Origin of the sequence: Flaviramulus sp. BrNp1-15 (assembly GCF_022259695.1) — a bacterium.
GTDB lineage: Bacteria > Bacteroidota > Bacteroidia > Flavobacteriales > Flavobacteriaceae > BrNp1-15.
Map to the genome: position 1 here is coordinate 2,285,130 of NZ_CP092099.1, position 25,361 is coordinate 2,310,490.

The 25,361-nt window shown below is 27.1% G+C and carries 22 protein-coding genes and 1 pseudogene; 20 read left to right on the plus strand and 3 right to left on the minus strand.

All coding sequences use genetic code 11. The features are described 5' to 3' along the window. Positions 1-15: 15 nt before the first annotated feature. From MBM09_RS10080 to MBM09_RS10135, 12 genes and pseudogenes are all read left to right on the plus strand, one after another. Positions 16-1,296 carry a nucleotide sugar dehydrogenase gene (locus tag MBM09_RS10080; RefSeq protein WP_238673596.1) on the plus strand — a complete coding sequence of 427 codons (1,281 nt, stop codon included), beginning with the start codon at positions 16-18 and terminating at the stop codon, positions 1,294-1,296. 34 nt (positions 1,297-1,330) lie between these two features. Further along, positions 1,331-2,842: a lipopolysaccharide biosynthesis protein gene (locus tag MBM09_RS10085; RefSeq protein ID WP_238673597.1), complete on the plus strand. Its 1,512-nt coding sequence runs from the start codon at positions 1,331-1,333 to the stop codon at positions 2,840-2,842. 344 nt (positions 2,843-3,186) lie between these two features. Then, positions 3,187-3,361, plus strand: a pseudogene (locus MBM09_RS15935) (DapH/DapD/GlmU-related protein); the annotation flags it as partial. Positions 3,362-3,476: 115 nt separating this feature from the next. Further along, positions 3,477-4,580, plus strand: a complete 1,104-nt coding sequence (locus tag MBM09_RS10095; RefSeq protein ID WP_238673599.1) for a polysaccharide pyruvyl transferase family protein — start codon at positions 3,477-3,479, stop codon at positions 4,578-4,580. A 4-nt stretch (positions 4,581-4,584) separates the two neighbouring features. Next, positions 4,585-5,736, plus strand: a complete 1,152-nt coding sequence (locus MBM09_RS10100; RefSeq protein WP_238673600.1) for a glycosyltransferase — start codon at positions 4,585-4,587, stop codon at positions 5,734-5,736. A gap of 1 nt (position 5,737) precedes the next feature. Continuing rightward, on the plus strand, positions 5,738-6,835 hold the full coding sequence (locus tag MBM09_RS10105) for a glycosyltransferase family 4 protein (RefSeq protein ID WP_238673601.1): 1,098 nt from the start codon (positions 5,738-5,740) through the stop codon (positions 6,833-6,835). Positions 6,836-6,842: 7 nt separating this feature from the next. Further along, on the plus strand, positions 6,843-8,054 hold the full coding sequence (locus MBM09_RS10110) for a glycosyltransferase (protein WP_238673602.1): 1,212 nt from the start codon (positions 6,843-6,845) through the stop codon (positions 8,052-8,054). Positions 8,055-8,063: 9 nt separating this feature from the next. Then, positions 8,064-9,494 carry an MBOAT family protein gene (locus MBM09_RS10115; RefSeq protein ID WP_238673603.1) on the plus strand — a complete coding sequence of 477 codons (1,431 nt, stop codon included), beginning with the start codon at positions 8,064-8,066 and terminating at the stop codon, positions 9,492-9,494. A 2-nt stretch (positions 9,495-9,496) separates the two neighbouring features. Further along, positions 9,497-10,417, plus strand: coding sequence for a hypothetical protein (locus tag MBM09_RS10120; protein WP_238673604.1), 921 nt, complete (start codon positions 9,497-9,499; stop codon positions 10,415-10,417). A gap of 4 nt (positions 10,418-10,421) precedes the next feature. Then, positions 10,422-11,522 carry an EpsG family protein gene (locus tag MBM09_RS10125; RefSeq protein WP_238673605.1) on the plus strand — a complete coding sequence of 367 codons (1,101 nt, stop codon included), beginning with the start codon at positions 10,422-10,424 and terminating at the stop codon, positions 11,520-11,522. A 3-nt stretch (positions 11,523-11,525) separates the two neighbouring features. After that, entirely contained in the window at positions 11,526-12,422 is an 897-nt protein-coding gene (locus MBM09_RS10130) for a glycosyltransferase family 2 protein (protein WP_238673606.1), read from the plus strand. A gap of 9 nt (positions 12,423-12,431) precedes the next feature. Beyond that, entirely contained in the window at positions 12,432-13,016 is a 585-nt protein-coding gene (locus tag MBM09_RS10135; protein ID WP_238673607.1) for an acyltransferase, read from the plus strand. 38 nt (positions 13,017-13,054) lie between these two features. Here MBM09_RS10135 and MBM09_RS10140 read toward each other — a convergent pair whose 3' ends face one another. Next, positions 13,055-15,031 carry a right-handed parallel beta-helix repeat-containing protein gene (locus MBM09_RS10140; protein WP_238673608.1) on the minus strand — a complete coding sequence of 659 codons (1,977 nt, stop codon included), beginning with the start codon at positions 15,029-15,031 and terminating at the stop codon, positions 13,055-13,057. Positions 15,032-15,604: 573 nt separating this feature from the next. Between MBM09_RS10140 and MBM09_RS10145 the strand changes: the two genes are divergently transcribed. The 6 genes from MBM09_RS10145 to MBM09_RS15940 all read left to right on the plus strand — a co-directional run bounded on the left by MBM09_RS10145 (position 15,605) and on the right by MBM09_RS15940 (position 21,621). After that, on the plus strand, positions 15,605-16,756 hold the full coding sequence (locus tag MBM09_RS10145; RefSeq protein WP_238673609.1) for a glycosyltransferase family 4 protein: 1,152 nt from the start codon (positions 15,605-15,607) through the stop codon (positions 16,754-16,756). A 157-nt stretch (positions 16,757-16,913) separates the two neighbouring features. Then, the gene (locus MBM09_RS10150; RefSeq protein WP_238673610.1) at positions 16,914-18,218 is read left to right on the plus strand and encodes a CoF synthetase; all 1,305 of its coding nucleotides are present in this window, start codon (positions 16,914-16,916) and stop codon (positions 18,216-18,218) included. Between the two features lie 60 nt (positions 18,219-18,278). After that, a complete protein-coding gene (locus MBM09_RS10155; protein WP_238673611.1) occupies positions 18,279-19,010 on the plus strand; it encodes a YqcI/YcgG family protein in 732 nt (243 codons plus the stop codon). A 55-nt stretch (positions 19,011-19,065) separates the two neighbouring features. After that, entirely contained in the window at positions 19,066-20,106 is a 1,041-nt protein-coding gene (locus MBM09_RS10160) for a sugar-transfer associated ATP-grasp domain-containing protein (protein ID WP_238673612.1), read from the plus strand. A 206-nt stretch (positions 20,107-20,312) separates the two neighbouring features. Beyond that, complete coding sequence (locus MBM09_RS10165) at positions 20,313-20,990, plus strand: hypothetical protein (protein ID WP_238673613.1); 678 nt, start codon at positions 20,313-20,315, stop codon at positions 20,988-20,990. A gap of 43 nt (positions 20,991-21,033) precedes the next feature. Then, on the plus strand, positions 21,034-21,621 hold the full coding sequence (locus tag MBM09_RS15940; protein ID WP_370569654.1) for a type II CAAX prenyl endopeptidase Rce1 family protein: 588 nt from the start codon (positions 21,034-21,036) through the stop codon (positions 21,619-21,621). Here MBM09_RS15940 and MBM09_RS10170 read toward each other — a convergent pair. After that, on the minus strand, positions 21,598-22,335 hold the full coding sequence (locus tag MBM09_RS10170) for a class I SAM-dependent methyltransferase (RefSeq protein ID WP_238673614.1): 738 nt from the start codon (positions 22,333-22,335) through the stop codon (positions 21,598-21,600). The genes MBM09_RS15940 and MBM09_RS10170 overlap by 24 nt on opposite strands. Positions 22,336-22,651: 316 nt before the next feature. On the opposite strand from MBM09_RS10170, the gene MBM09_RS10175 reads away from it, so the two are divergent. Together MBM09_RS10175 and MBM09_RS10180 are read left to right on the plus strand one after the other, a co-directional pair. Continuing rightward, a complete protein-coding gene (locus MBM09_RS10175) occupies positions 22,652-23,263 on the plus strand; it encodes a sugar transferase (RefSeq protein ID WP_238673615.1) in 612 nt (203 codons plus the stop codon). Next, positions 23,264-24,286 (plus strand): ATP-grasp domain-containing protein, encoded by a 1,023-nt coding sequence (locus tag MBM09_RS10180; RefSeq protein ID WP_238673616.1) that lies wholly within the window; start codon positions 23,264-23,266, stop codon positions 24,284-24,286. It abuts the gene before it with no gap. 95 nt (positions 24,287-24,381) lie between these two features. Here MBM09_RS10180 and MBM09_RS10185 read toward each other — a convergent pair whose 3' ends face one another. After that, positions 24,382-25,341: an NAD-dependent epimerase/dehydratase family protein gene (locus MBM09_RS10185; protein WP_238673617.1), complete on the minus strand. Its 960-nt coding sequence runs from the start codon at positions 25,339-25,341 to the stop codon at positions 24,382-24,384. Between the last annotated feature and the right edge of the window lie 20 nt (positions 25,342-25,361).

The following is a 25,361-nucleotide window of genomic DNA, read 5'->3' on the forward strand; positions in this document are numbered from 1 at the left end:
ATTATCAAAATAATAATGAAGGATATTAAAATTGCTGTAATTGGTTTAGGATATGTTGGTTTACCATTAGCAAGACTTTTTGCAACTAAATACAATGTTGTAGGTTTTGACATCAACCAAAATAGAATTGATGAATTATTACAAGGTAATGATTCTACTCTTGAAGTTGATTCTGATGTATTACAATCCGTTTTAAAACACAACTTGAATAACGAAATAGGATTATTTTGTTCCTCTTCTTTAGAAGCTATTAAAGACTGTAATTATTATGTGGTTACTGTTCCTACGCCCATCGATAAAAATAACAGGCCCAATTTAACTCCGCTTTATAAATCTAGTGAAACCGTTGCTAAGGTTTTAAAAAAAGGAGATATTGTTATTTACGAATCTACAGTATATCCTGGTGTTACAGAAGATGAATGCGTACCTGTTCTAGAAAAAATAAGTGGTCTTGTGTTTAATAAAGATTTCTATGCTGGGTATTCTCCAGAACGAATAAACCCTGGAGACAAACTACATACTGTAGATAAAATTTTAAAAGTTACTGCAGGTTCAACTCCAGAAATTGGTAAAAAAGTTGACGCATTATATGCAAGTGTAATAACAGCAGGCACCCACCTTGCTCCTACTATTAAGGTTGCAGAAGCAGCAAAAGTTATAGAAAACTCGCAACGCGATATTAATATCGCGTTTGTTAATGAATTAGCTAAAATTTTTAACTTAATGGATATTGATACGCACAGCGTATTAGAAGCTGCAGGTACTAAATGGAATTTCCTACCATTTAAACCAGGTCTTGTAGGCGGGCATTGTATAGGTGTAGATCCATACTATTTAGCGCAAAAAGCCCAAGAAGTTGGTTACCATCCAGAAATTATATTAGCAGGACGACGCGTTAATGATAGTATGGGGCAATACGTAGCATCAGAGGTTATTAAGTTGATGGTACAAAATGATATCAAAATAAAAGGTGCTAAGGTTTTAGCTCTTGGTGTCACATTTAAAGAAAACTGTCCAGATGTAAGAAATACTAAAGCTGTAGATGTTATTAATCAGCTAAAAAGTTATGGTACTAATGTTACTATTTATGACCCTTGGGCTAATCCTGAAGAAGTTAAGCATGAATATAATTTACACACCATAAAACTATTACCAAAAGAAAAATTTGATGCTATTGTGCTAACCGTTGCTCATAAAGAATTTTTAACAGAAAACTTTAAATCCCTACTACAACCAAATGGGATTTTATATGATGTAAAAGGAATTCTTAAAGAATATGTAAATGGCAGACTATAATTAATTTTGCTAACCTATAATTGAAACTATTGTTTTGAGCCAAATAAAAAAAGGTGCTGTATTAAATTATGTAACAATTTTCCTTACTAATGTTATTGGGATATTATTAACTCCTTTTATAATTAGAAAATTAGGAGATGCAGAATATGGCGTATATGTAGCAATTGGAGCTGTAGTAGGTACAATTTCTGTATTAGATTTCGGATTAAACAATACCATTGTTCGTTTTGTAGCTAAATATAAAGCTGAAAAAGACAAGAAAGGTGAAGAAAATTTTTTAGCAACTACAATGTTAATTTATTTTTTTATTTCATTATTTGTGTTGCTTTTTGGATTCTTCTTTTATGGTCAAATCGACGGTTATTTTGATAAAATGAATGCTGACCAGTTACAAATTGCTAAAACGATTTTTATTATTTTAATATTTAATCTATCTATTAGTCTTCCAGGAGGAGCTTTTACAGGTATTTGTTTAGGATATGAACAATTTGTTTTTCCTAAAGCTATCAATATTATTCGTTATTTACTTAGAGCTATTATCTTAGTTGCAATATTATTATTAGGCGGAAAAGCTATAGCATTAGTGATTTTAGATACAATTTTTAATATTTTAATCATTATATCTACCATGACATTCGTTTTTAAAAAATTAAAGGTTAAATTCAAGTTACATAAATTTAGTAGTGTTTTTGTAAAGCAAATTTTCAGTTATTCTGTTTGGATTTTCATCTATGGTTTAGTAGCTCAATTTCAATGGAGAGCTGGTCACATAGTTTTAGGAGGTATTAGTTTTCCTGAGGTTTTAGCAATTTATGCTGTTGGGCTTATGTTGGGAAGTTATTATGGAGCATTCTCTTCTGCAATAACAGGAGTTTTTCTTCCAAGAGCAACACAAATGACTGTTTCTGAAGCAACCCCAGAAGAACTTACGAATATGATGATTAAAATTGGACGAATTTCTTTCATTGTTTTAATTTATATATTGGGTGCATTTATTTTATATGGAAAACAGTTTGTTTTTCTTTGGGTAGGTGAAACATATCATGATGCTTGGGTTATAGGGTTAATGATAATGTTAGCTTATACAATACCATTAGTTCAAGGATTTACTGGATCAATAATTGAGGCACAAAACAAAGTTGCTTTTAAATCTATAGTATATTTAATATTTATGTCTTTAGGCACTTTATTAGGGTATTTCTTAGCTAAAAGATTTGGTGCCTTAGGCATGATAAGCGGTTCTATTTGCGGATGGGTGATTGCCCAAAATATAATGAATATATATTATTACCGTGTACTGAAACTTAATTTATTCAGATTCTTTAAAGAGTTGTTTTACAAAACATTACCTATTCAACTAATCGTAATGGTTTTAGGTTATTTTATAAATTTATTTCCGGGAGATGGGTGGTTAAATTTTGGTTTAAAAAGCATTTGTTATACTTTAATTTTCGCTACATTGATGTATTATTTCGGAATAATCCATAGTGAAAAACTATTAGTTAAAAACACTATAAATAATTTATCAAAAAGTATTAAAAAATGATTTATCAATTAAGAGTTTTATTTTGGAGAATACTTGGTGTTGATTACAATCATACACTAAAAATACATGATTATGTGTTTTTGAAAAAAGATAATTATACAAAAATTGGACACAAAACTTATGATAATGGAGCATTAGTATGGAGATGGACTGAAGCTAAATTAATAATTGGAAAATATTGCAGTATTGCAAATAATGTCAAGTTTATAATAGATGAAGGGTATCATAAAGCATCACAAATAACATCTTTTCCCTTAATTGATAATATTTTTAAAGAAAGAAAAACACTACCTAGTGGTAAAGATAAAATTAAGTTTCTTAAAAAAATAAAACAAAGAGAAGGTATAACTATAGGAAATGATGTATGGATTGGCATGGGAGCCTTCATTATGCCTGGTGTTAACATTGGAAACGGTGTTACCATTGCTGCAAATTCTGTCGTCACTAAAAATATTCCAGATTATTCAATTGTAGCTGGGGTACCCGCAAAAATTATAAAAAAGAAATTTGATGATAAGACAATTCAAAATTTAAATGAAATTGCATGGTGGGATTGGGATATTAAAACATTAGAAGATAGAATTGAAGAATTCTATGGAGATCCATTAGATTTTGTTGAAAAATATAAAATAAAATGAATATAAAAACTATAACCTGTCATGAGGTTTATAATCATGGAGCCAGTTTACAGGAACATGCTTTGTTAAAACACCTTGAGATCTTGGGTCACAGTACAGAAGCTATTCATTATAAGCCACCCTATTTAAGTAAACATTTAGATTTATGGAAAATATCTAATGTTAAGTATGAAAAAAATATTATTGTTAAGTGGATATATATATTAGCAAAATTACCAACAAGGTTAAGGGATTTAAAACGAAAAAAAGCTTTTGATAATTTTTCTAAAAAACATATTAAAACTGGTGAAAAATTATATATCTCAAATGATGAATTAAAAGCAAATCCTCCATTAGCTGACACTTACATTTGTGGTAGTGACCAAATTTGGAATTCATATTTTCAAAATGGTAAAGATCCTGCATTTTATTTAGATTTTGTTCCAGATGAAAAACTAAAAATTTCTTATGCTGCAAGTTTTGCAATAGATGCTATAGAAGACAATTTAAAACCATTTGTTAAAGAAAAAATTAGCCGATTAAATCATGTATCAGTAAGAGAAACATCAGGTTTAAGAATTTTGAAAGAACTTGGTGTTAATAATGCTACTCAAGTTTTAGATCCGGTTTTTTTATTAGATAAAGAATATTGGAAAGAAAACTTTGTGACTCCAATAAATGATAAATATATATTAATTTATGATTTTGACAGTAACCCGCTAATAAAGAATATGGCATTAAAGCTTGCTAAAGAAAATGGACTTAAAATTTTTACTGTTAATAAAAATATTAAATATGCTAATTCAAATTTTTGGTTAAAAGGTCCAGAGTATTTTTTGTCTTTACTTGCTAATGCACAATTGGTGATTTCAAATTCTTTTCATGCTGTGGCATTTTCATTAATTTTTAACAAACAATTTTATGTTGTTAATAGAGAAGAAAAAATTAATACTAGAATGAGAGATTTATTAGCATTATTAGATATATCTAACATACTTGTTGATGAATCTAATTTTAATAATGCTTCTTTAAAACCAATTAAATCTTACAGTTCAATAAATAAAAATTTAGCTACTTCAATTAATAGCTCTAAAACATTTTTATCAAAGTCTCTAAATTAAATTTATGAAAAAGTTAGTTTTAGTAATAGAGTCTTTATATCATGGTGGTGCTGAAAAAAGCTTAATAACCCTTTTAAATTTATTAGATTATTCGAAATTACAAGTGGATTTGATTTTATTTAAAAAAGGTGGTGAATTCGAAAAATTCATTCCTAAAGAAGTAAATATAATTTATGTAAATTCATTTGATGAAATTAATGGTTTTTGGCAAATAATTTTAAGAATAAAATTTTGGATTATTAAACGATTAAGAAAAAACAAGCATTATCATCATGCACAACTTTTCTGGAAAGTATTTAATAAATCAATTAAAAAAAATAAAATTATATGTGATGTTGCAATTGCTTATAATCAAGGTTTTTCTACTTACTATGTCGCAAAAAAAATTGATACACCTATAAAGTATGCTTGGTTAAATACAGATTATCAAAAAGCAGGTTATGTAGCTGCATTTGATTATGACATGTATTCTAATTACACAAAAATAATTTGCGTTTCAAAAGAAAACGAATCATCATTTATAGAAGCTTATAAATTAATTCAAAAAAAATTACCCACTTACATTATAAAAGATATTACCGATCCTTTTTTGGTTAAAGAATTAAGCTTAGAGGAGATAGATTTTTCAATAAATAATAACGAATTAAAAATTTTAACAGTAGGTCGTTTAGCTAAAGCCAAAGCCATTAATCTAGCCATAGAGGCTTGCTATATTTTAAAAAATAATGGTGTAAATCTTAAATGGTTTGTTATAGGAGAAGGTACAGAGCGTATCGAATTAGAAAAAAAAATTAAGGAATATGAACTTGAAAATAATTTTTATTTATTAGGTTATAAAGAAAACCCTTACCCCTACATTAAAGCCTGTGATATATATACCCAAACATCGTTGTTTGAAGGTTTAGGTTTAACTGTTATAGAAGCCACTATTTTACAAAAACCAATAGTAACAACTAATTTCCCAACAGCTTCTAGTATTATTACTCATAAAGAAACGGGATTAATTTGTGAAATGAATGCTCAATCTATTGCTGAAAATATTTTAATTTATATTAATGATGAGAAATTTAAAAATAGAGTAATTCACAATCTCTCAAAATTAAAAAATAGTGATAAAGAAAAATCATTAGAGTCATTTTATAAATTAATTAAATAAAATGAAACTACTATATATAACAAATGGAATTAATGGGTCAGGTGGCTTAGAGCGTGTTTTATCTATAAAAGCAAGCTATCTTGCTGAAAATTTGGGATATGACGTTCATATAATTACCTTAAATCAAGTTAAAACTTCTTTATTTTACAATTTTAGCAAGAAAATAAAATACCATAATATTTCTGTAAAAGGAAATATATATCAGTATTTTAAACAATATAAATTTGGTTTAAAATCTAAAATAAAAGAAATACAACCAGATATTATTTCTGTTTGTGATGATGGGCTAAAAGCCTTTTTTTTACCATATATACTCAATAAACCTTGTAAAATGGTTTACGAACGACATGCTTCAAAATATATATTTAAAAAAAGTGATAAAGTAAATAATTTTAATACTTTAAAATTTAAACTGTTAAGCAGTCTTATGTACTTAGGAGGTCAAAAATATGATGCATTTGTTGTTTTAACAAAAGATAATTTAAATGAGTGGAAACTTAAAAACTTAAAAGTAATTCCAAACCCATTATCCTTTTACCCTAAAGAAATAGCTTCTTTAACAAACAAAAAAGTCATTAGTGTTGGAAATCATGGTTTTCAAAAAGGTTACGATAGACTATTAAAAAGTTGGAAACAAGTTTTAGAAAATTATCCAGATTGGCAACTAGAGATTTATGGAAAAATTGATGCTGAAAAAAAACATTTTAGGTTAGCAGATAAATTAAAAATATCTAATAATGTTTCATTTTTTAACCCGGTAAAAAATATTTATGATAAGTATAATCAAGCCTCAATATACGCACTTTCATCAAGATCCGAAGGTTTTGGTATGGTCCTAATAGAAGCTATGGCATGTGGCATACCATGTGTAGCTTACAATTGTCCATGCGGTCCTAAAGATATTATAACAAATAATGAAGATGGTTTTTTAATTGAGAATGGTAATGTTGATGATTTTGCAAAAAAAATAAAAATGCTAATTGAAAATAAAGAATTACGTTTAAAAATGGGATTAAAAGCAAGAGCCAATGCTAAAAATTATTTACCTAATAAAATTGTACCACAATGGGATATTTTATTTAAAAATCTCATAAAATAAATAAACAATGAAAAAAATTCTTCTACTAATGCCATATGGAAGTGTTGGCGGGATGGAACGTTTGGCCTTGTCTTTTTATCATCATTATATTAGTAAGGGATATAAAGTTAAAGCTTTAAAATTTATAAAATTAGAAACTGATATAATTAATTTTGGTGATGATGAACTTTATCTTAAAAATATTGATTTCTATGAAATGTCTAAACTAGAGCGTTTAAAATTTTATTTTCAGGCTCCAAAACTAATTCGAACAATAATAAAAAAAGAAAAAATTTCTCACTCTATAGCTTTTGGAGACATGGCCAATTTATTCAGCTCGTTAACATTTACTAAAGAATTTAAAATTGCTAGTATACATGCATTAAAAAGTGTTGAGTTTTCAAACAAATCTTTATTTAATTCCATTTTTAAACTAAGCTATAAATCCTCTTATAAGTATATAGATAAGGTTGTGTGTATTAGTAAAGATATTAAACAAGACCTAATAGATAAATGTGGTTTCAGGTTTAAAAACAAACTCGAAATTATTTATAACCCACATAATTTAGATGAAATAAATAGGCTATCCAGATTACCAATTGAAGACCTTAATGAGCAAAAACTCTTTTCTGGAAAAATCATTCTATTTTTAGGTAGGTTGTCAATACAAAAATCGCCGTGGCATCTTCTAAAAGCTTTTTCCTTAGTTTTAAAAGAATGTCCTGACGTTAAGCTTGTATTTATTGGTGATGGAGATACCAATGTCGAGAATTTTATGAAAAACTTGATAAACCACCTTAAAATAAACGAAAACACATATTTTTTAGGTAGGAAGAATAACCCTTATAATTATTTAGCAAAAGCGAAAGTTTTAGCTTTATCTTCTCATTATGAAGGCACCCCAAATGTAATTGTAGAATCTATGTGTGTAAACACCCCAATTGTATCTTCTTTTTGTACAAAGGGTATTACAGAATTAATGGGGTTAAGTGAATATAGTGAAGTTACTGATAACGTAGAAATGGAAGCAGGAATAGTAACTCCTAATTTATTCGATGGTGTCCTAGGTGTTCCTGAGTCAATTGAATTTGTTGACGAGGAGAAAAAATTAGCAAATGCTCTGATATCTGTAATTAATTCTGAAAAATATAAATCAATATTAGAAAAAAATAAAAACTCATTACTTTCTAAGTTCAATATTGAAAAAGTTGCTAAAAATTACTTAGAAAAAAACATCTAATATCTTAATATGCTATTCAACTCTTTTGAATTTTTAATTTTTTTACCAATAGTATTTTTACTGTATTGGTTTGTGTTTAATAAAAAATTAAACACTCAAAATTTATTAATGTTAATAGTAAGTTATGTCTTTTATGGATGGTGGGATTGGAGATTTCTTTCCTTAATAGCCTTCAGTTCTTTTATAGACTTTTATTGTGGTATATACATAGAAAGGACTTTAGAAAAAAAAATCAAAAAAAGATGGCTTACAATTAGTATGCTTGTTAATCTTGGTTTTTTAGGTGTATTTAAATACTTTAATTTCTTTTCTCTGTCTTTAAAAGAAGCTTTTCAATCACTAGGTTACCAAATTGATACTCTAACCCTAAATGTAATTCTTCCTGTTGGTATAAGTTTTTATACATTTCAAACCATGAGTTATACTATTGATGTATATAGAAATAAATTAAAACCCACTAAAAATCCTATAGCCTTTTTTGCTTTTGTAAGTTTCTTTCCACAGCTTGTAGCAGGTCCAATTGAAAGGGCTACTAACTTATTACCGCAATTTTATAAAAAAAGAAAATTTAATTATAAGAAAGCAGTTGATGGATTAAGACAAATTCTTTGGGGACTATTTAAAAAAATTGTGGTTGCAGATAATTGTGCAATTATAGTAAATCAAATATTTGACAATTATACAGATTACAATGCCAGCTCCCTTTTAATTGGTTCGTTGTTTTTTGCATTTCAAATTTATGGTGATTTTTCTGGATATTCTGATATAGCAATTGGAACAGCCAGATTATTTGGTTTTAACCTTATGCAAAATTTCGCCTTCCCTTATTTCTCTAGAGATATTGCTGAATTTTGGCGTAGGTGGCACATATCATTATCTACATGGTTTAGAGACTATGTTTACATACCTTTGGGGGGAAGCCGTGGAGGTACTTGGATGAAAGTAAGAAATACATTTATTATTTTTATAGTAAGTGGTTTTTGGCATGGTGCGAATTGGACATTTATTATTTGGGGAACTTTAAATGCGATTTATTTTTTACCCCTTTTATTAATGAATAAAAATAGAGTAAACACTAATACTGTTGCAGAAAACAGATTATTTATTAATATTAAAGAACTCTGTCAAATTTCCATGACTTTTTTTTTAACACTTTTAGCGTGGGTGTTTTTTAGAGCAGAAAGTGTGAATATTGCTTGGTCCTATATCAAAGCGATATTTTCAAAAACTATACTTGATTTTCCAAGTATTGATTTAAAACCTATGCTTTTTATTTTAATATTAATTATAGTAGAATGGTTAAACAGAAATAACAAACATGGGTTAGAACTTAATAAAATTATATATACTCCACTACGTTGGAGTATATATATATTTATTTTTTGTCTGATATTATTGTTTGGAGCTCAGTCACAATCTTTCATTTATTTTCAATTTTAACTATGAAAAAGTTTTTATTTAAATCCTTAACTTTTTTTTTAATTGTATTAGGAATTATATCTTTAATACTAATTAAATATGGTGGTTACGTAGATTATTTTTATGAAAAATTCACTACTCCAAAAGCAAATTCTTTTATCCTAGGTGATTCAAGAAGCATGCAAGGTATACAGCCTAAAGTATTCAGTGATTATTATTTCAGTTCAAATGACTATGAGTTACCCATAATGAATTATAGTTTTACAATTTCTCAAATTGCATATGGGCCATTATACAAAGAGAGTATTAAAAGAAAACTCAACCAAAACACAAAAAATGGTTTGTTCATTATTACAGTAAACCCATGGATATTGTCATCAAGAGAGGGTTACACTGAAGAAAAAGGTGAGTTTTTTGAAGCCAATATGCCACCACATAATATGAGATTTACTACTCATAATCCAAATTTTGAATACTTAATAAAAAATTTTAATTACTTTCATTTTAAATCTATAATACGAAGATCTTCTAAAATGCATAAAGATGGTTGGTTAGAGGAGTCTAACTTACCAAAGGATAGTATAATGTTAAATAGCTGGAAAAAAAATCAAATAAGATTATATAGTGATTTTGCTTCAAAATGGAAAAAATCAAATTTTAGATTAAAAAGTCTAGAAGAATTGATTGAATACTTAGACAATTATGGTGATGTTGTGTTATTAAGAATGCCTATAGATGAAAAACTGATTTCTATTGAAAACGAATTTTGGTTTAATTTTGACGAAAATATTCAATCAATAGCCTCTAAAATGAATGTAGAGTATCTAAATTTTGTTAAGAATAATAAATACAAAACTTATGACGGTAACCATTTAGATAAATATGGAGGTGTAGATTTTACAAGAGATTTATGTGATTCAATTTCATCAAGGTTAAAAAAATAAATTCATGATTGATTTTTTTCCAATAGAATTATATTACAAGATATACATTAATCTTGCTTTATTCATTACATTGTTTACCTTTTTTCATACACTCATTTTAGATATAGACCATCCAAAAAACATAAGATATCTCAACTTTATGGGGTACTTTCTTCTTTTTTTTATAGTTATATATATGGGACTTAGACCCATACATGGCATTTTTACTGATATGATGACTTATGCAAGACATTTTGAACGATATGCCAATGGGTATCCTATTCTTTTAAACCAAGATTTAGGTTTTCATATTTTCATGAAATTTTGTGCTCAATTTATGACTGCTAATACCTTCTTTTTGGTTTGTGCTTTTATGTATATATATCCCATGTTTTTAATTTCTAAAAAGTTTTTTAAAGAATATTGGTTTTTTTGTTTTTTCATGTTTGTTGTATCATTTTCATTTTGGCCATATGGTGTTAACGGTATAAGAAATGGTATTGCAACTTCATTTTTTCTACTTGCATTTACTTATAGTGATAAAAAAATATTAATGGTCACTTATATGGTTATAGCTTGTTTATTTCATAAAACATTACTTCTACCTACTTTAGCATATATTGCTACTTTATTTCATAATAATCCAAAAACGTACTTAAAAACCTGGTTGCTTACTATACCCTTATCCTTATTTTTGGGAAGTGTATGGATAGCTTTTTTCTCAAGTTTAGGATTTGCCGATGACAGATTAGGCGGTTATTTAACAGGAGAAGCAGATGCCAAATTTGAAAGTTTAAGTTTTAGGTGGGATTTCTTAATTTACAGCGCTTCTGCAGTCTTTTCTGGATGGTTTTTTATTTTTAAAAAAGGTTTCAAAGATATTTATTACAATAGACTATTCAATATATATTTAATTGCAAATTCTTTCTGGATTTTAGTTATTCGAGCCAACTTCTCAAATAGATTTGCTTATATCTCCTGGTTTATGATGGGAATAATAATTATATATCCCCTTTTAAAACAACAATTCTTTAAAAATCAAAATTTTGTAATAGGTAAAATATTATTTGTGTACTTCTCTTTTACCTATTTTATGTATTTTGTTTATTATGCAGACAAACATTAACCTATGAAAAAAATAACAATTTTTACTCCAACTTTTAATCGCGCCTATTGTTTAGGTCAGTGTTATGATAGTTTACTAAGACAAACTAACAAAGATTTTACTTGGTTAATTATAGATGATGGTTCTTCTGATGGCACCAACAAATTGGTGTCTGATTGGATTACAGAAAACAAATTAGATATTCAGTACCACTATCAGGAAAATCAGGGTATGCATGGTGCACATAATGCAGCATATCGTTTAATAACAACTGAATTAAATGTATGTGTAGATTCTGATGATTTTATGCCAGATGACGCCATTGATAAAATATTAAAACTATGGGAAGAATATGGTGATGAAAAATATGCAGGAATCTTGGGCTTGGACATAGATAGAAAAGGTAATATTATAGGTACAGCTTTTCCTGATGGACTTAAAGAATGTAAATATTATCAACTAAAAAGTAAATATAATGTGGTAGGTGATAAAAAATTTGTTTACAGAACTGACATTATAAAAAAATACCCTGAGTATCCTATATTTAAAGAAGAGCGTTTTGTACCACTAGGGTATAAATATATGTTAATTGATCAAGATTATTGGTTGCTATGTTTTAACGAAGTTTTTTGTAATGTTGAATATATGGAAGATGGCTCAAGCCTAAATATTTTTAATCAATACAAGAAACACCCAAGAGGCTTTGCGCATGAGCGTAAAGAAAGAATGAAATACTCATATACTTTTAAAGAACGATTTAAAAACGCTATTCACTATGTTTCAAGTAGTATAATGATAAAAAATTGGAAATTTCTTTTCGAATCTCCTAAAAAAATATTAACCTTCTTTGCAATCCCCTTTGGGATTATATTATATATATACATTATGAATACAACAAAAAAAGGAGTACTAAAAAAATAATTTTATAAGATGAGTACTGGTAGAGATAAGGTTAATAAATTAAAAGGAATAATTAAAGCATTAGTTATTAGTAATAGTATAATTCCAAAATTTATAAATAGAAGATTATTTTATTTATTTAGAAATACATCTGGAAATATTGGTTTGTTAATAAGATATGTTATTTTTAAAAACTTATCAAAATCATGTGGAGACAATGTGTCAATTCATCCAGGGGTGTTTTTGAAAGGATTGTCCAGAATATCAATTGGTAATAATGTTAGTATTCATTCTATGTGTTATATAGATGGTACAGGTGGTCTTAAAATTGGAAATGATGTTTCTATAGCCCATGCGAGTACAATAATGACTACAAGCCATACTTACCAAGATATTAGTATTCCAATAAAATATAATAAAGCCACTCAAGCCCCTGTAACAATTGAAAATGATGTTTGGATTGGTTGTGGATGCAGGATTTTATCGGGAGTTATAATTAATAGTAGATCAATAATAGCCGCAGGTGCTGTAGTAAATAAAAATGTTGAACCTAATACTATTTCTGGTGGAGTTCCTGCTAAAATTTTAAAAAGTATAAATACAAAAACCAGCTAAATTGCTGGTTTTTGTATTTATAACATATATTAATATCATTAATTACATTGATTACTTTCTACAACTATTGTATCTAAATCGTTAGTATCTGTAACTACAACGCACTCTGGATAATTTGGAGTGTTATTAACTACATTATCTTTAATTACAAAATTAGAGTTAACTTGTCTCAAATATATACTTGGAGAATAGTTTGAATTATTAACATTATTCGCAGACAATTCAACTGTGTTACAATTAAAGAACTGCATTTGATTATTAAAAGTATTATTTACAATATCCATTCCTTTTGAATCTGTGATGTATGCTTGCGAACCCCCTGTGAATGAATTGTTTGATAAAGTTATTTTATTATTTTCCAAACCATCTTGATTATTCAATCCTAAAAACCTAACAGCAAACCTATCAGCATTTATTGTATTATTTTCAAAGGAGCAATTATCTATAGAACCGCTAGCCATCAAACCATCTGAATCAGTTCTATTTTGAATATCAATAACGTTATCATAGATTCGACTATCATAAGCAGATCCAATTACAATACCTCTTTTACAATCAATAATAGTATTGTCATAAACTTCCATATCATAATTACTAACTGTAATTCCCGTACTAAAACCTGTTATCTTATTACCATAAACTTTACTTCCATAAACTTGGTTACCACGATCTGCCCTACCAGTATTAATTCCACCTCCATTTTCAATTGATGTCTCTGATTTTGCAACAATCTCATTATTCCTAATGATACAATTTTCTGCACTTGCTAAGGATATAGGGTTCTCAACATAGTTACCTTCAAAAGTTACAAAGTCTCCAATAGCTACAAGAAATCCGCCTTTTCTACTTCCTTGTTCTCTACAGTTTCTTATTATTATATTTTCAGCTTTTTCATTTGGTTCTAAAGCCTCAACATCTAACCCCCAACTTGGTGGTGTACCTTGTGATTTTGCAGTATGAATTCCAGCATCTATAAAATCACTATCTTCAATAATAACTCCATCACATGCTGTTATGGATACATTATTTCTTCTGTTTCTTATAAATTTACAACCAATAGCCAGAAGATTTCTGGTTGGTGCATAATCTGGATTAACCGCATGTCCTTCACCTTGAATATCAAGACCATCTCCTGTACCATCCATCATTACTATATTTCTTAAAACCACATCTGTTCCCCCTCTTACAGTTAACATATGTCCCCATTCATGAGATCCGCCACTTGAATAATCATGCTCGTCTCTATCTCCATGTAAGGTTCCTCCTTCTATTGTAATATTTGATTCCTTATAAACTGATAAAAGCGTATAATAAGGATAATCATTAGGTTGAACTCTTAAATGAGTATTATCTGTCATTATTAGATTAAAGTTAGAAGGTATCATTATAGCTTGCTGTACTGGCATAGCATTACCAGGATCTCCATTCACTTTAAAATACGCATCTAATTCATCAATTTTAAATGTAGTAACTCCTAAGGTTTTTGTCTCATTAAGAAGAGATTTTAAAATGAGTTTGTTTTCCATAGCAATCTCATCAGATACAACTCCTTCTACAATATCCCATCTACTTGGAATAAAATCAAAAGTAGTATCCTTTAAAATTGGGTTTGATCCTCCTAAGGTTAAAGTTGAATTTAAAAGCTCTCCACTTATAACAGAACCTTCAGAAAAATTAAGTGTTCCATTAATAATATCTCCTCCTTCATAAACAATAGTTACATTGGCTGGCAAAGTAATAGTTTGCCCTCCTAAATCCATAATACAGTTTATAATAACTGTAGAATTTGCTTGGACATTATCTAATGTAAAATCACATGGTAAATTAGGGTCTACTTCAGAGTTCTCATCAGAATCCTCATTTGATTCATCTTCTTCATCAGTAGTTTCATCTGTTTCTTCGTTTATCACCTCTTCTTCACTAACAGGTTCAACAAATAATTCTTCTTGATTACAAGACATCAAAGACATCATTAATAATAAAGTGAATAGCATAGTTTTAAAAATCGTTTTCATAGTTCTCATTGTTTGGGGCATTTTATAATATTTCAATAGTAAAAATTATTTTTCAAGTAATCGTTTAAGTGATAGTTAATTTCGATAAAATACAGTTTATATTAAATTCATTATCGATAAAATACATTTTTAAACGATTAAATGTTTTTTAGGTTACAATTACTATATACGCTTAAAATCTAATATTGGATTTTAAATTGTGAAAAAAATTAAGATTCAAAAATATAATCTAATGAATAAACAATTAACAATTGTTAATAAGATTTAATAACTATTTATAATAACGCTCTTAATTTCAATAGTTTATAAACTTAATACGATATAACCAGATTCGCTTTATAACTTTATTAATAGTTGGTTAAGCATAAATTAAAATTTAATAATGTGTATTTTTATAAGAGAATACGAAATAATAGCTCCAATTTTTAATACCCTGTTAATAAGCTTGTTAACAAATACGATTTACTGTTAATCTAAAAACCTAGTATTAGATAGATAAAATAAAATGATAGCTATTAACATTTATATATTTGTCAATTAAAATTTGAAGACTTTAAATAAGACCCCAAAAACATGAAAAAAAAATTAATACGAGTTACAACTGTTCCTGCTTCTATGGGAGGTTTGTTAAAAGGACAATTGAAATTTATGTCAAATAACTATGAGGTTATTGGTGTGTCTTCTAAAAATAATAAACAATTAGAATTAGTTTCAAAATCCGAAGAGATTCCTACTGTTGCTATTGAAATGACAAGGCAAATTACACCATTAAAGGATTTAACTGCTGTTTGGAAACTTTATAAGTTATTCAAAAAAGAAAAGCCTTTTATTGTACATTCTCATACTCCTAAAGCTGGAACAGTATCAATGATTGCTTCTAGATTAGCAGGAGTTCCACATAGACTTCATACTATAGCTGGTTTACCGCTTGTTGAAACTGTTGGTTTAAAGCGCATAATATTAAATATGGTTGAAAAAATTACTTACGGTTGTGCTACCAGAATATATCCAAATTCATATGGGTTAATGGATATAATATTAGAAAATAATTTTACTAAAAAAGATAAACTAAAGGTTATAGCAAACGGAAGTTCCAACGGAATAGATACATTACATTTTAATCCGGAACTTTATACCAAAGAAGACAAAAGCGAGTTAAGAAAAAGTTTGAATATTGAAAAGAATGACTATGTATATATATTCGTAGGTAGATTAGTTTCAGATAAAGGTATTAACGAATTAATTGCTGCTTTCAATTCTCTTTCTAAAAATAATAGTTCTATAAAACTACTTTTAGTTGGCAACTATGAGACAGAACTTGATCCATTATTACCAGAAACATTAAAAATAATTTCTACTAATACTAACATAATAAGTACAGGTTTTGTGAAAGATGTTCGTCCATACTTTGCGATCTCAAACGCACTTGCTTTCCCTAGTTACAGAGAAGGGTTTCCTAATGTAGTTATGCAAGCAGGAGCAATGAAATTACCCAGTATAGTAACAAATATAAATGGTTGTAATGAAATTATTATAAATCAGGAAACAGGAATAATAATTCCAGTTAAAAACGAACAAGCATTATATGATGCCATGCTTTTCTTGTATAGAAAACAAGAAGAAGTTAAAAATATGGGGGCAAAATCTAGAGAACGTATAGTATCTAAATACGAACGTAAAAATTTATGGCTTGCTTTACTTGAAGAATATAAGAGTCTTGACTAATAAAACATAACTGTTTTATATTTAGCATTTTAACACTTTATACATGTTTTTTTCTATTTAAAGAAAATAATTACCTATTGTAGATAATAATAGATTTATTTTACTAATGTCTTTATATTTATTAGTAGTTTGTTATAAGATAAATATTAAAGAAATCATGAGGCTTTTAGAAAAAATTAGATTTACAATGTTTTGGTTTGTCGATTTTTTAAAAGGATCAAAACTAAAAAAGCACTATAAAGACATAACCTTTATTCTAGAAAACTATAATTTAAACTCATCTAAACAAAGAAGAGAAGCTCATTTAAATAGTATAATTAAGCACGCAATAAAAACAACTGAATTTTATAAAAAATATACTTTTAATGAATCTCTTGAAACTTTACCTGTTATTGATAAAAACATACTTAGAGAGAAACATCTTGAATTTCTATCTAATACAATGACCAAAAAGAAGTTTTATTCAACTATAACTACAGGTTCAACAGGTACACCATTAGAAATATTTCTTGATAAAAATAAAAGAAGAAGAAACACTGCCGATGTAATTTACTTTTCTCAATTAGCTAATTTTAAAATAGGTTTTAGGTTATTTTATTTAAGAAAATGGAGTGTGGATTTAAAAAAATCTTTTTTTCTTTCTTGGATTCAAAATGTAAAAGCCTTAGAAGTCCTAAATCTTAATGATGAAAATATAGATAAAATTATTAATAATATTAAAAATGATTCCTCTACTAAAGGGTTTATTGGGTATGCATCGGCCTATGATGTAATTTGCAAATATTTAGATAGAATAAAATTTAAACCAATAAACTCTAATATAAAATCAATTATTGCTGTATCAGAAGGACTAAATATCAATACAAAAAAATCCTTGGAATATTATTTTCAAGCCCCTGTTGTATCTCGTTATTCTAATATGGAAAATGGAATTATTGCTCAACAAACACCTCAGTCTAAAAATAATTTTATAATAAATTGGGCTAGTTATTATATAGAAATATTAGATATTGATAAAGATATACTTGCTAAACCTGGAGAACCTGGAAGAATTGTGGTAACAGATTTATTTAATTATTACATGCCAATAATTAGATATGATACAGGTGACATAGGGACAATTGATTACAGTGTTCAACCACCTATTTTTACAAAAATTGAAGGTAGAAAAACTGATGTCTTATACAATACAAATGGTATAGTTGTTCCTTCTATGATTATAGCCAGTATAGATAGGTATGATGGTATTATTCAAGGCCAATTAATTCAAGAAAGCAAGTACGAATACACTTTAAAACTAAATGTTTCTGAATTATTTAATAAAGAACTTGAAATTATTAACGAGTTCAAAGGTTATTTGGGAATTAATGCTAAAATAAAAGTTGTTTACGTTAATGAAATTCCACTTCTTGACTCTGGAAAAAGAAGATCAACAGTAAATAATTATATTAAGCAAGCTTAAATTAATTTTATAAGTATATAAAAAACTCTAACAACCTCTCAAGGGATTAAACTTAATCAAATGAATATACGATTATATAATTTTAAAAATGTAAGGGCTAATGAAAAACCTGAATGGGTTTTTTCAGCAATCAATTCATTCAAAAATACCATGCTTGATAAAAAAATACCTTTTCCTTGTCATTTTGCAAAATTAGGGCTAGAAAAATCAACTTTTCGGTTTACATATATTAAAAAAGAAGAGTTATATAAACCAGAAGAGTTTAGAATATCATTAATTGAATACTTAAACACATATAAAACTATTGATTGGCCTTCTGTTCTTGTAGTTTTTATAAATACCAATAGTGAAAACAATTTAGAAAATCATGAAGAAATTTTTTGGAATATTCTTCAATATTTAATGGATTCTGATGATGAAAGTCGCCCTATAGAAATTCCTGAAAATCCAGAAAGTTTTAAATGGCAATTTTGTTTTAATGGAATTCCTCTTTTCATAAGTGGGCATAGTAATGCTTATAAGAAAAGAAAAAGTAGGCATTCTGCATCAGACATGATGTTGGTTATACAAACCACAGAAACATTAAAACCTGTAGCAGGTACTTCTAAAAAGTCTGGCTATATCAGAAAAATTATAAGAGAAAGAGTTTCAAAATATGACGACATTGAGGTTTCAAATCTTTTAGGGTCTTACCCAAATGTTAATTCGCATGAATGGAAACAATTTTGGTTACCTGATACAAATATTGATAAAAAGAAATGTCCGTTAAGGTTTAAACAAGCTAATTCTTAATTTGGTTTAGTAAAAACTCTATGCTAAATCTTAAAAAAAGCAATAAACATATTATATGATTTCTAGAATTAAGCATTTAAAAGTCTTTCTAAATGATCCAAATAAAAAAGGTTTTTTAAGAATGATAAAGGAAATATTCATTTTTACATTGATAAAAAAAGAGCTTCCTACAGATTACTTTAGAAAATTTCTATATAGAAAAGATATAGTTGACTACAAAAATTATTTAAGTTTAAAACAATATTATTCAATTATTAACTCACCATATATTACAAATAAAAATGTAGAAGATATTATGCACAATAAGTTAAGTTTTGCTTTTTATTGTGAAAAAAAAAGGTTGTTAGTCCCATTATTAGCATCTTACAATTTTAAAAACACTTTTTATTTTAACAAAAATATTATAAAAATTAAAAACAATAAAGAACTTGTTAACTTTTACAAAAATGTATTTAATTACTATGATAAGGAAAAACTTTTTTTAAAGCCTATAAATGGTGGAGGTGGATATGGTTGTATTTTAATTGAAAAAGATAGAATAGAAGAACATATCACCTTAAATGCAAAAACCTTATTAAATAACAATTATATCCATCAAGAAGTGATTTCCCAACATTCAGATATTAATAAAATGTATTCTAAATCTGTAAATACATTGAGAATAGACACCTACTTGGATAAAAATGAAAATATACATGTAATATCTTCAGCTATGCGTTTTGGAATTGGAGACAATATTACCGATAATGCTGGTAGTGGTGGTTTTTATGTTTCTGTAGACAGCAGCTGTGGACGTCTAAAAGGAAAAGGTATACAAGATCTTACAAAAGGTGGGAATGAATTTTTAAATCACCCAAATACACATACTAAAATAGATGACTTTAAAATACCCTTTTATAACGAAGCCTTAGATTTAGCAAAAAAATCAGCTGAATACTTTCCTACACGACTTATAGGCTGGGATATCGCTATAAGTGAAACTGCACCAATTATTATTGAAGGAAACCCTAAACCTTCATTACATTTAACAGGAACAGCATTTGGTGGCTATTTAAAACATCCATTAATACAAGAGATTTTAAAAGAAATTAAATAATGAAAAAATTATTAAAGAGCTAAATACATTTATGAAATGATATGAAAACAGATATATATTATAAATTAAAATCCTATATTTTTTCTTAAAAAACTTAAGTTTAAAGTTAACATTTATATTTAGTTTATTTTACTAAATAATTAACAAACAAAGCTTTATGTGTTAAAAAACATCATATATTTAACTGCTTTATATAAACAATAACCATGAAAAAAATAAATAAAGACAGATACTTCTTTACAAGTCTTGCAATATGGTTTTCTATAATTACTCTTTTAGGTTTTTCATCTACATTCTATATTCCAGATTCTAATAGAAATTTAGATTTTTACCTAAAATTTCATGGGTTCATTTTTTCTTGCTGGATACTTTTTTATTTAATTCAAAATATTTTAATCAGTATAAAAAAAACCAGTTTACATATGAAACTAGGTTTTTTTGGATTGGGTTTGTCTTTAATTATATTTTTTAGTGGTGTATATACAAGTTTTATGCAAGCTTCAGTAAGTGTTAGCGTAATTGGAGATAATTTAGCTTATATATGTACTTATTTAATATTTGTTCTATTAGGAATTAAAAACAGAAAAAAGTTATTAAAACATAAAAGGTATATGGTTTTTGCAACAACCATTCTAACCAGTGCTGCAGTAGCAAGAATTAATATTTTTGGAATATCTGGCAGGCATGTGATTGTATATTATTTTTTAATGTTTCTACCAATTATGCTTCTATTTACTTATGATTTTTTAATTAAAAAGAAAATTTACAGAGTAAATATTTTTAACACCATATTCATATTTATTATGCTTTACACAACAAATTTGATATGGGAGATGCAAATTTGGTCAAGTATAGTTCAAAAGATTGTAGAAATTCTTAAATAATTTACTTACAAAAGTAACTCAGAATATTATTATTTATTAAGAAATGAACAAAGCTTTTCGTTTATTAAAAAAAATATTTTTATATATAAAAAAACCTCACTACGAAAGAGCTGTCGCTATACCTAACATTTATAAAATAAGACTATTTACCCTTATATTTACTACATATTTTATTGTTAATTTATTAGTGATTTTTATAATAGAAAATTTAAATAACAATGTGAATATTTTTTATTTATCAGACAATTACAAAATTGAAGCATTTAAACACTTTTCTAAAAGAGCTAATTTAATTTTGCTTTTAATCTTATTACCAATTACTGAAGAACTATTTTTTAGAGGACCAATAAGTTTATTTAAAAAAAACAAAAATAATTTTAAGAATGTATTTCATTTGTCTGCAATTTCATACGGGTTTGCCTACGCTATTTTCTATCAACTAACTACAAATATAATAGTGTTTTCTGTTGTTCTTATTATGCTTTCTAAAACAATATATGGATTATTTCTTGGATTAATTCGGGTACGTTTTGGAATTAAATATTCAATTATATCTAATATTATTTATAGTATACTTTTTTATTTAACTTATCATTATATATTATTATTATTTTTTACAAACTACATATAACATTCCTTTTCTTGATTTTGTTTTTGTATTAACAAATTGATTAGCATTTTTAACTTCTAAAATAGTATAGCCAATATTTTTTAAATCTGCCAGTATAGCATCTTTTTTTACCCAATAGGACAATGCTTGATCCCTATTAAATAAATTCCAATTAATCTTATTGTTTATTTTAATCCATGGTAAGCGTTGCATAGAGACATTTTCTTCTCTAATTTTTCTCAAAATGTTAAGAGTGGCACTAAATGGACGATTAAAAAATCTTGAGTCGTAGTCTAAAAAAGCAAAAATTGCAAGTCCTCCTTTTTTAGTAATCCGATATGATTCTTTTAATGAAGCCTTAAAACCCTGATCATTTGGTATAAAATTTAATACTTGTTGGAGATAGAGAGCATAATCAAACTCATCACTACCATATTCGGGTATATTAACAGCATCTGCTACTTTAAAATCAATTTTAGAGTTTGTTTCTTTAGCAACTCTCGTTGCATGGTCAATCATTTTTGGTACAATATCAAATGCTGAAATATTTACAAATCCTTTCTTTTCTAAATAAAAGGCTAGCCTCCCTCCTCCAGTTCCAACATCCAAAACTTTTTTTGTTTTATCAACTAAATATTTAGACAATAATTTATCTTCTGCGATTAGCAAATGATTTTTTTTTGCCCAAAGCTCTAACAATTCATTTGCATAGAGTTCTGCATTTAAATTTTTCATAATTAGGGTTAAATAACTGGTTTGTTAATGAATTTGAAAATATACTTATACAGATATTTTATAACTCTTATAATCATTCTAGTTATAAAAAATAGAATAAAAATAAGTGTTTGACTATGAAATCATTATACAGTTCTCAAATTCAATATAAGTTTACATTTAAAAATTCACATTTTTAAAAATAAACTATAACAAGTGTAAATAATCGATAAAATTATATACGAGGGCGTTTTTATACTTTAAGAATAAATTATTGTAATACTTTTGATTTTCTCTTTTATGAGATATCACTTATTTAATAAATTATTAAAATTGAATGTATAAAAAAATATTTAAAAGAATTATTGATTTTTTTGCTTCATTATTTGGCATAATCTTATTATCGCCAATTTTTCTAATTCTAATTATTATATTAATGTTCGTTAATAATGGTCGTCCTTTTTTCTTTCAAGAACGTCCTGGTAAAAATCAAAGAATTTTTAAAATCATTAAGTTTAAATCTATGACTGATAAAAAAGATGATTTTGGAAACTTACTGCCAAATGAACAAAGAGTAACAAAATTTGGTGATTTTATAAGAAAAACTTCATTAGATGAGATTCCACAATTAATAAATATTTTAATTGGTCAGATGAGTCTAGTCGGTCCTCGACCTCTACGTGTACATTACCTCCCTTTTTATACTAATGAAGAACAAATAAGACATACTGTTAAACCGGGTGTCACTGGTTTAGCTCAAGTATCAGGTAGAAATTTGCTAAGTTGGGATGATAAACTCACAAAAGATATTGAGTATGTTAATAATTTATCATTTAAAAATGACATCATTATACTTTTAAAAACAGTAAAAAAAGTGCTAAATTCAAGTAATATTGAAATTCACCCAGAGATGTTAGATTTAGATGAATTAAGAAAAACTAAAAACTAAATGAAACAAAATATACTTTTTACATGTGCCGGTAGACGTAATTATCTAATCAATTATTTTAAAGAAGCCTTAAAAGGAAATGGAAATGTTGTTGCAGCAGATTATCAGTTATCTGCACCATCACTAGTTGATGCGGATATTGCTATTAAAGTACCAAAAATAACAGATTCTAATTACATAAACACTTTAAAAGATATTATTAAAAACGAAAATATTACTGCTGTTATTTCATTAAATGATTTAGAACTCCCTATACTATCTAAAAACAAAGAAGAGTTAGAAATGTTAGGGGCTCGAGTTATAATTTCTAATGAGTACATTATTGATATTGCCTTTGATAAATGGAAAACGTACGAATTTTTTAAAAAATTGAATATTAATACTCCAAAAACATATTTAACTATAAATGATGCTTTGGAGTCTATAAAAAAAGGCGATTTAAATTATCCGTTAATAGTAAAACCCCGCTGGGGAAGTGCCTCTATTGGTATTGATATTGCCGAAAATGAAGAAGAATTATTATTAAGCTATAAACTACAGCATATAAAAATTAGAAAAAGCATTTTAAAAGATGCTAGTTCTAAGGATATTGAAAGAAGTATTATTATTCAAGAGAAAATTAATGGTGTTGAATACGGTGTAGATATATTAAACGATTTAAATGGAAACTATTACGGTACATTTGTAAGAGAAAAACTTGCAATGCGTTCTGGAGAGACAGACAAAGCTATATCTGTTATAAATGATAATTTTACTAAATATGGAGAAATTATCGGTAAAAATTCAAAGCATATTGGTAATATGGATTGTGATTTTTTTGTAAGTAATGATGAAGTTTATTTTCTTGAAATGAATCCTAGATTTGGTGGTGGTTACCCATTTTCGCATGAGGCAGGTATTGATACCCCTTCAATTTATTTGTCTTGGTTAAATAATGATTTTAATGTTGACAAGTATAATAATTTTAAAGCAGATAAGATGTTTTCTAAGTGTGATAGAATAATGCCTATTGTTAAAAAATAAATAGTAGATTCTATTTAAAAACAAAAACCTTATTAATTGTTAATAAGGTTCTATTTAATTCTCTACTTATAATTAAATTGAAGCAATAAGAAAAATTAAGCGCTTTTATATCTTTTAGATAGTTTAGAAATCATAACCCTAGTCATATTTTTTAAATCATAACTTGGTTTCCAGTTCCAATCGTTTTTTGCACTTGAATCATCAATACTCCTTGGCCAACTGTTTGCAATATTTTGTCTAAAATCTGGTTTATAGGAAATTTTGAAATTAGGATAATGCTTTTTAATTGATAAGTATATTTCTTCTGGAGAAAAACTCATTCCAGATAAATTGTATGATGTTCTTACTTTTATACACTCAGGAGAAGCTTCCATTAAGCTAATTGTAGCCTTTATTGCATCATCCATATATATCATCGGTAATCTTGTATCAGATTCTAAAAAACAATTAAATTCATCGCCAGAAACTGCCTTATGATAAATGTCAACAGCATAGTCTGTAGTTCCACCACCTGGTAAAGATTGATATCCTATTATACCTGGGTACCTTAGAGAGCGAACATCTAAACCATATTTTAAAAAATAGTACTGTGCTAAATTTTCGCCTGCAACTTTACTAACTCCATAAATAGTAGCTGGATTTAAATTTGCATTTTGTGGCGTATTAAAAAGTGAAGCATTTGATCCAAAAACTGCAATAGAACTGGGATAAAAAACTTTTTTTATGTTATGTTTTATAGAAACTTCTAAAACGTTCATGAGTGAATTTACGTTTACATCCCAAGCTAATTGTGGGTTCTCTTCCCCTTTTGCAGAGAGTATTGCAGCTAAATGATAAATTTGTGTTATAGCATACTTTTTAACAATATTCTCTAAAACATTGAAATCAGTGGCATCTAAAATTTCAAATAAACCATCAGCATTATCTTGTTTTTTATAAATATCAGAAGCGACTACTGAAGATTTTCCGTGTATTTCACGAAGTGCAGGCGTTAGAACTGAGCCTATTTGCCCATTGGAACCAATTACTAAAATATTGTTTATTTCGATTTCCATGATTGATTAATGTTTACTTA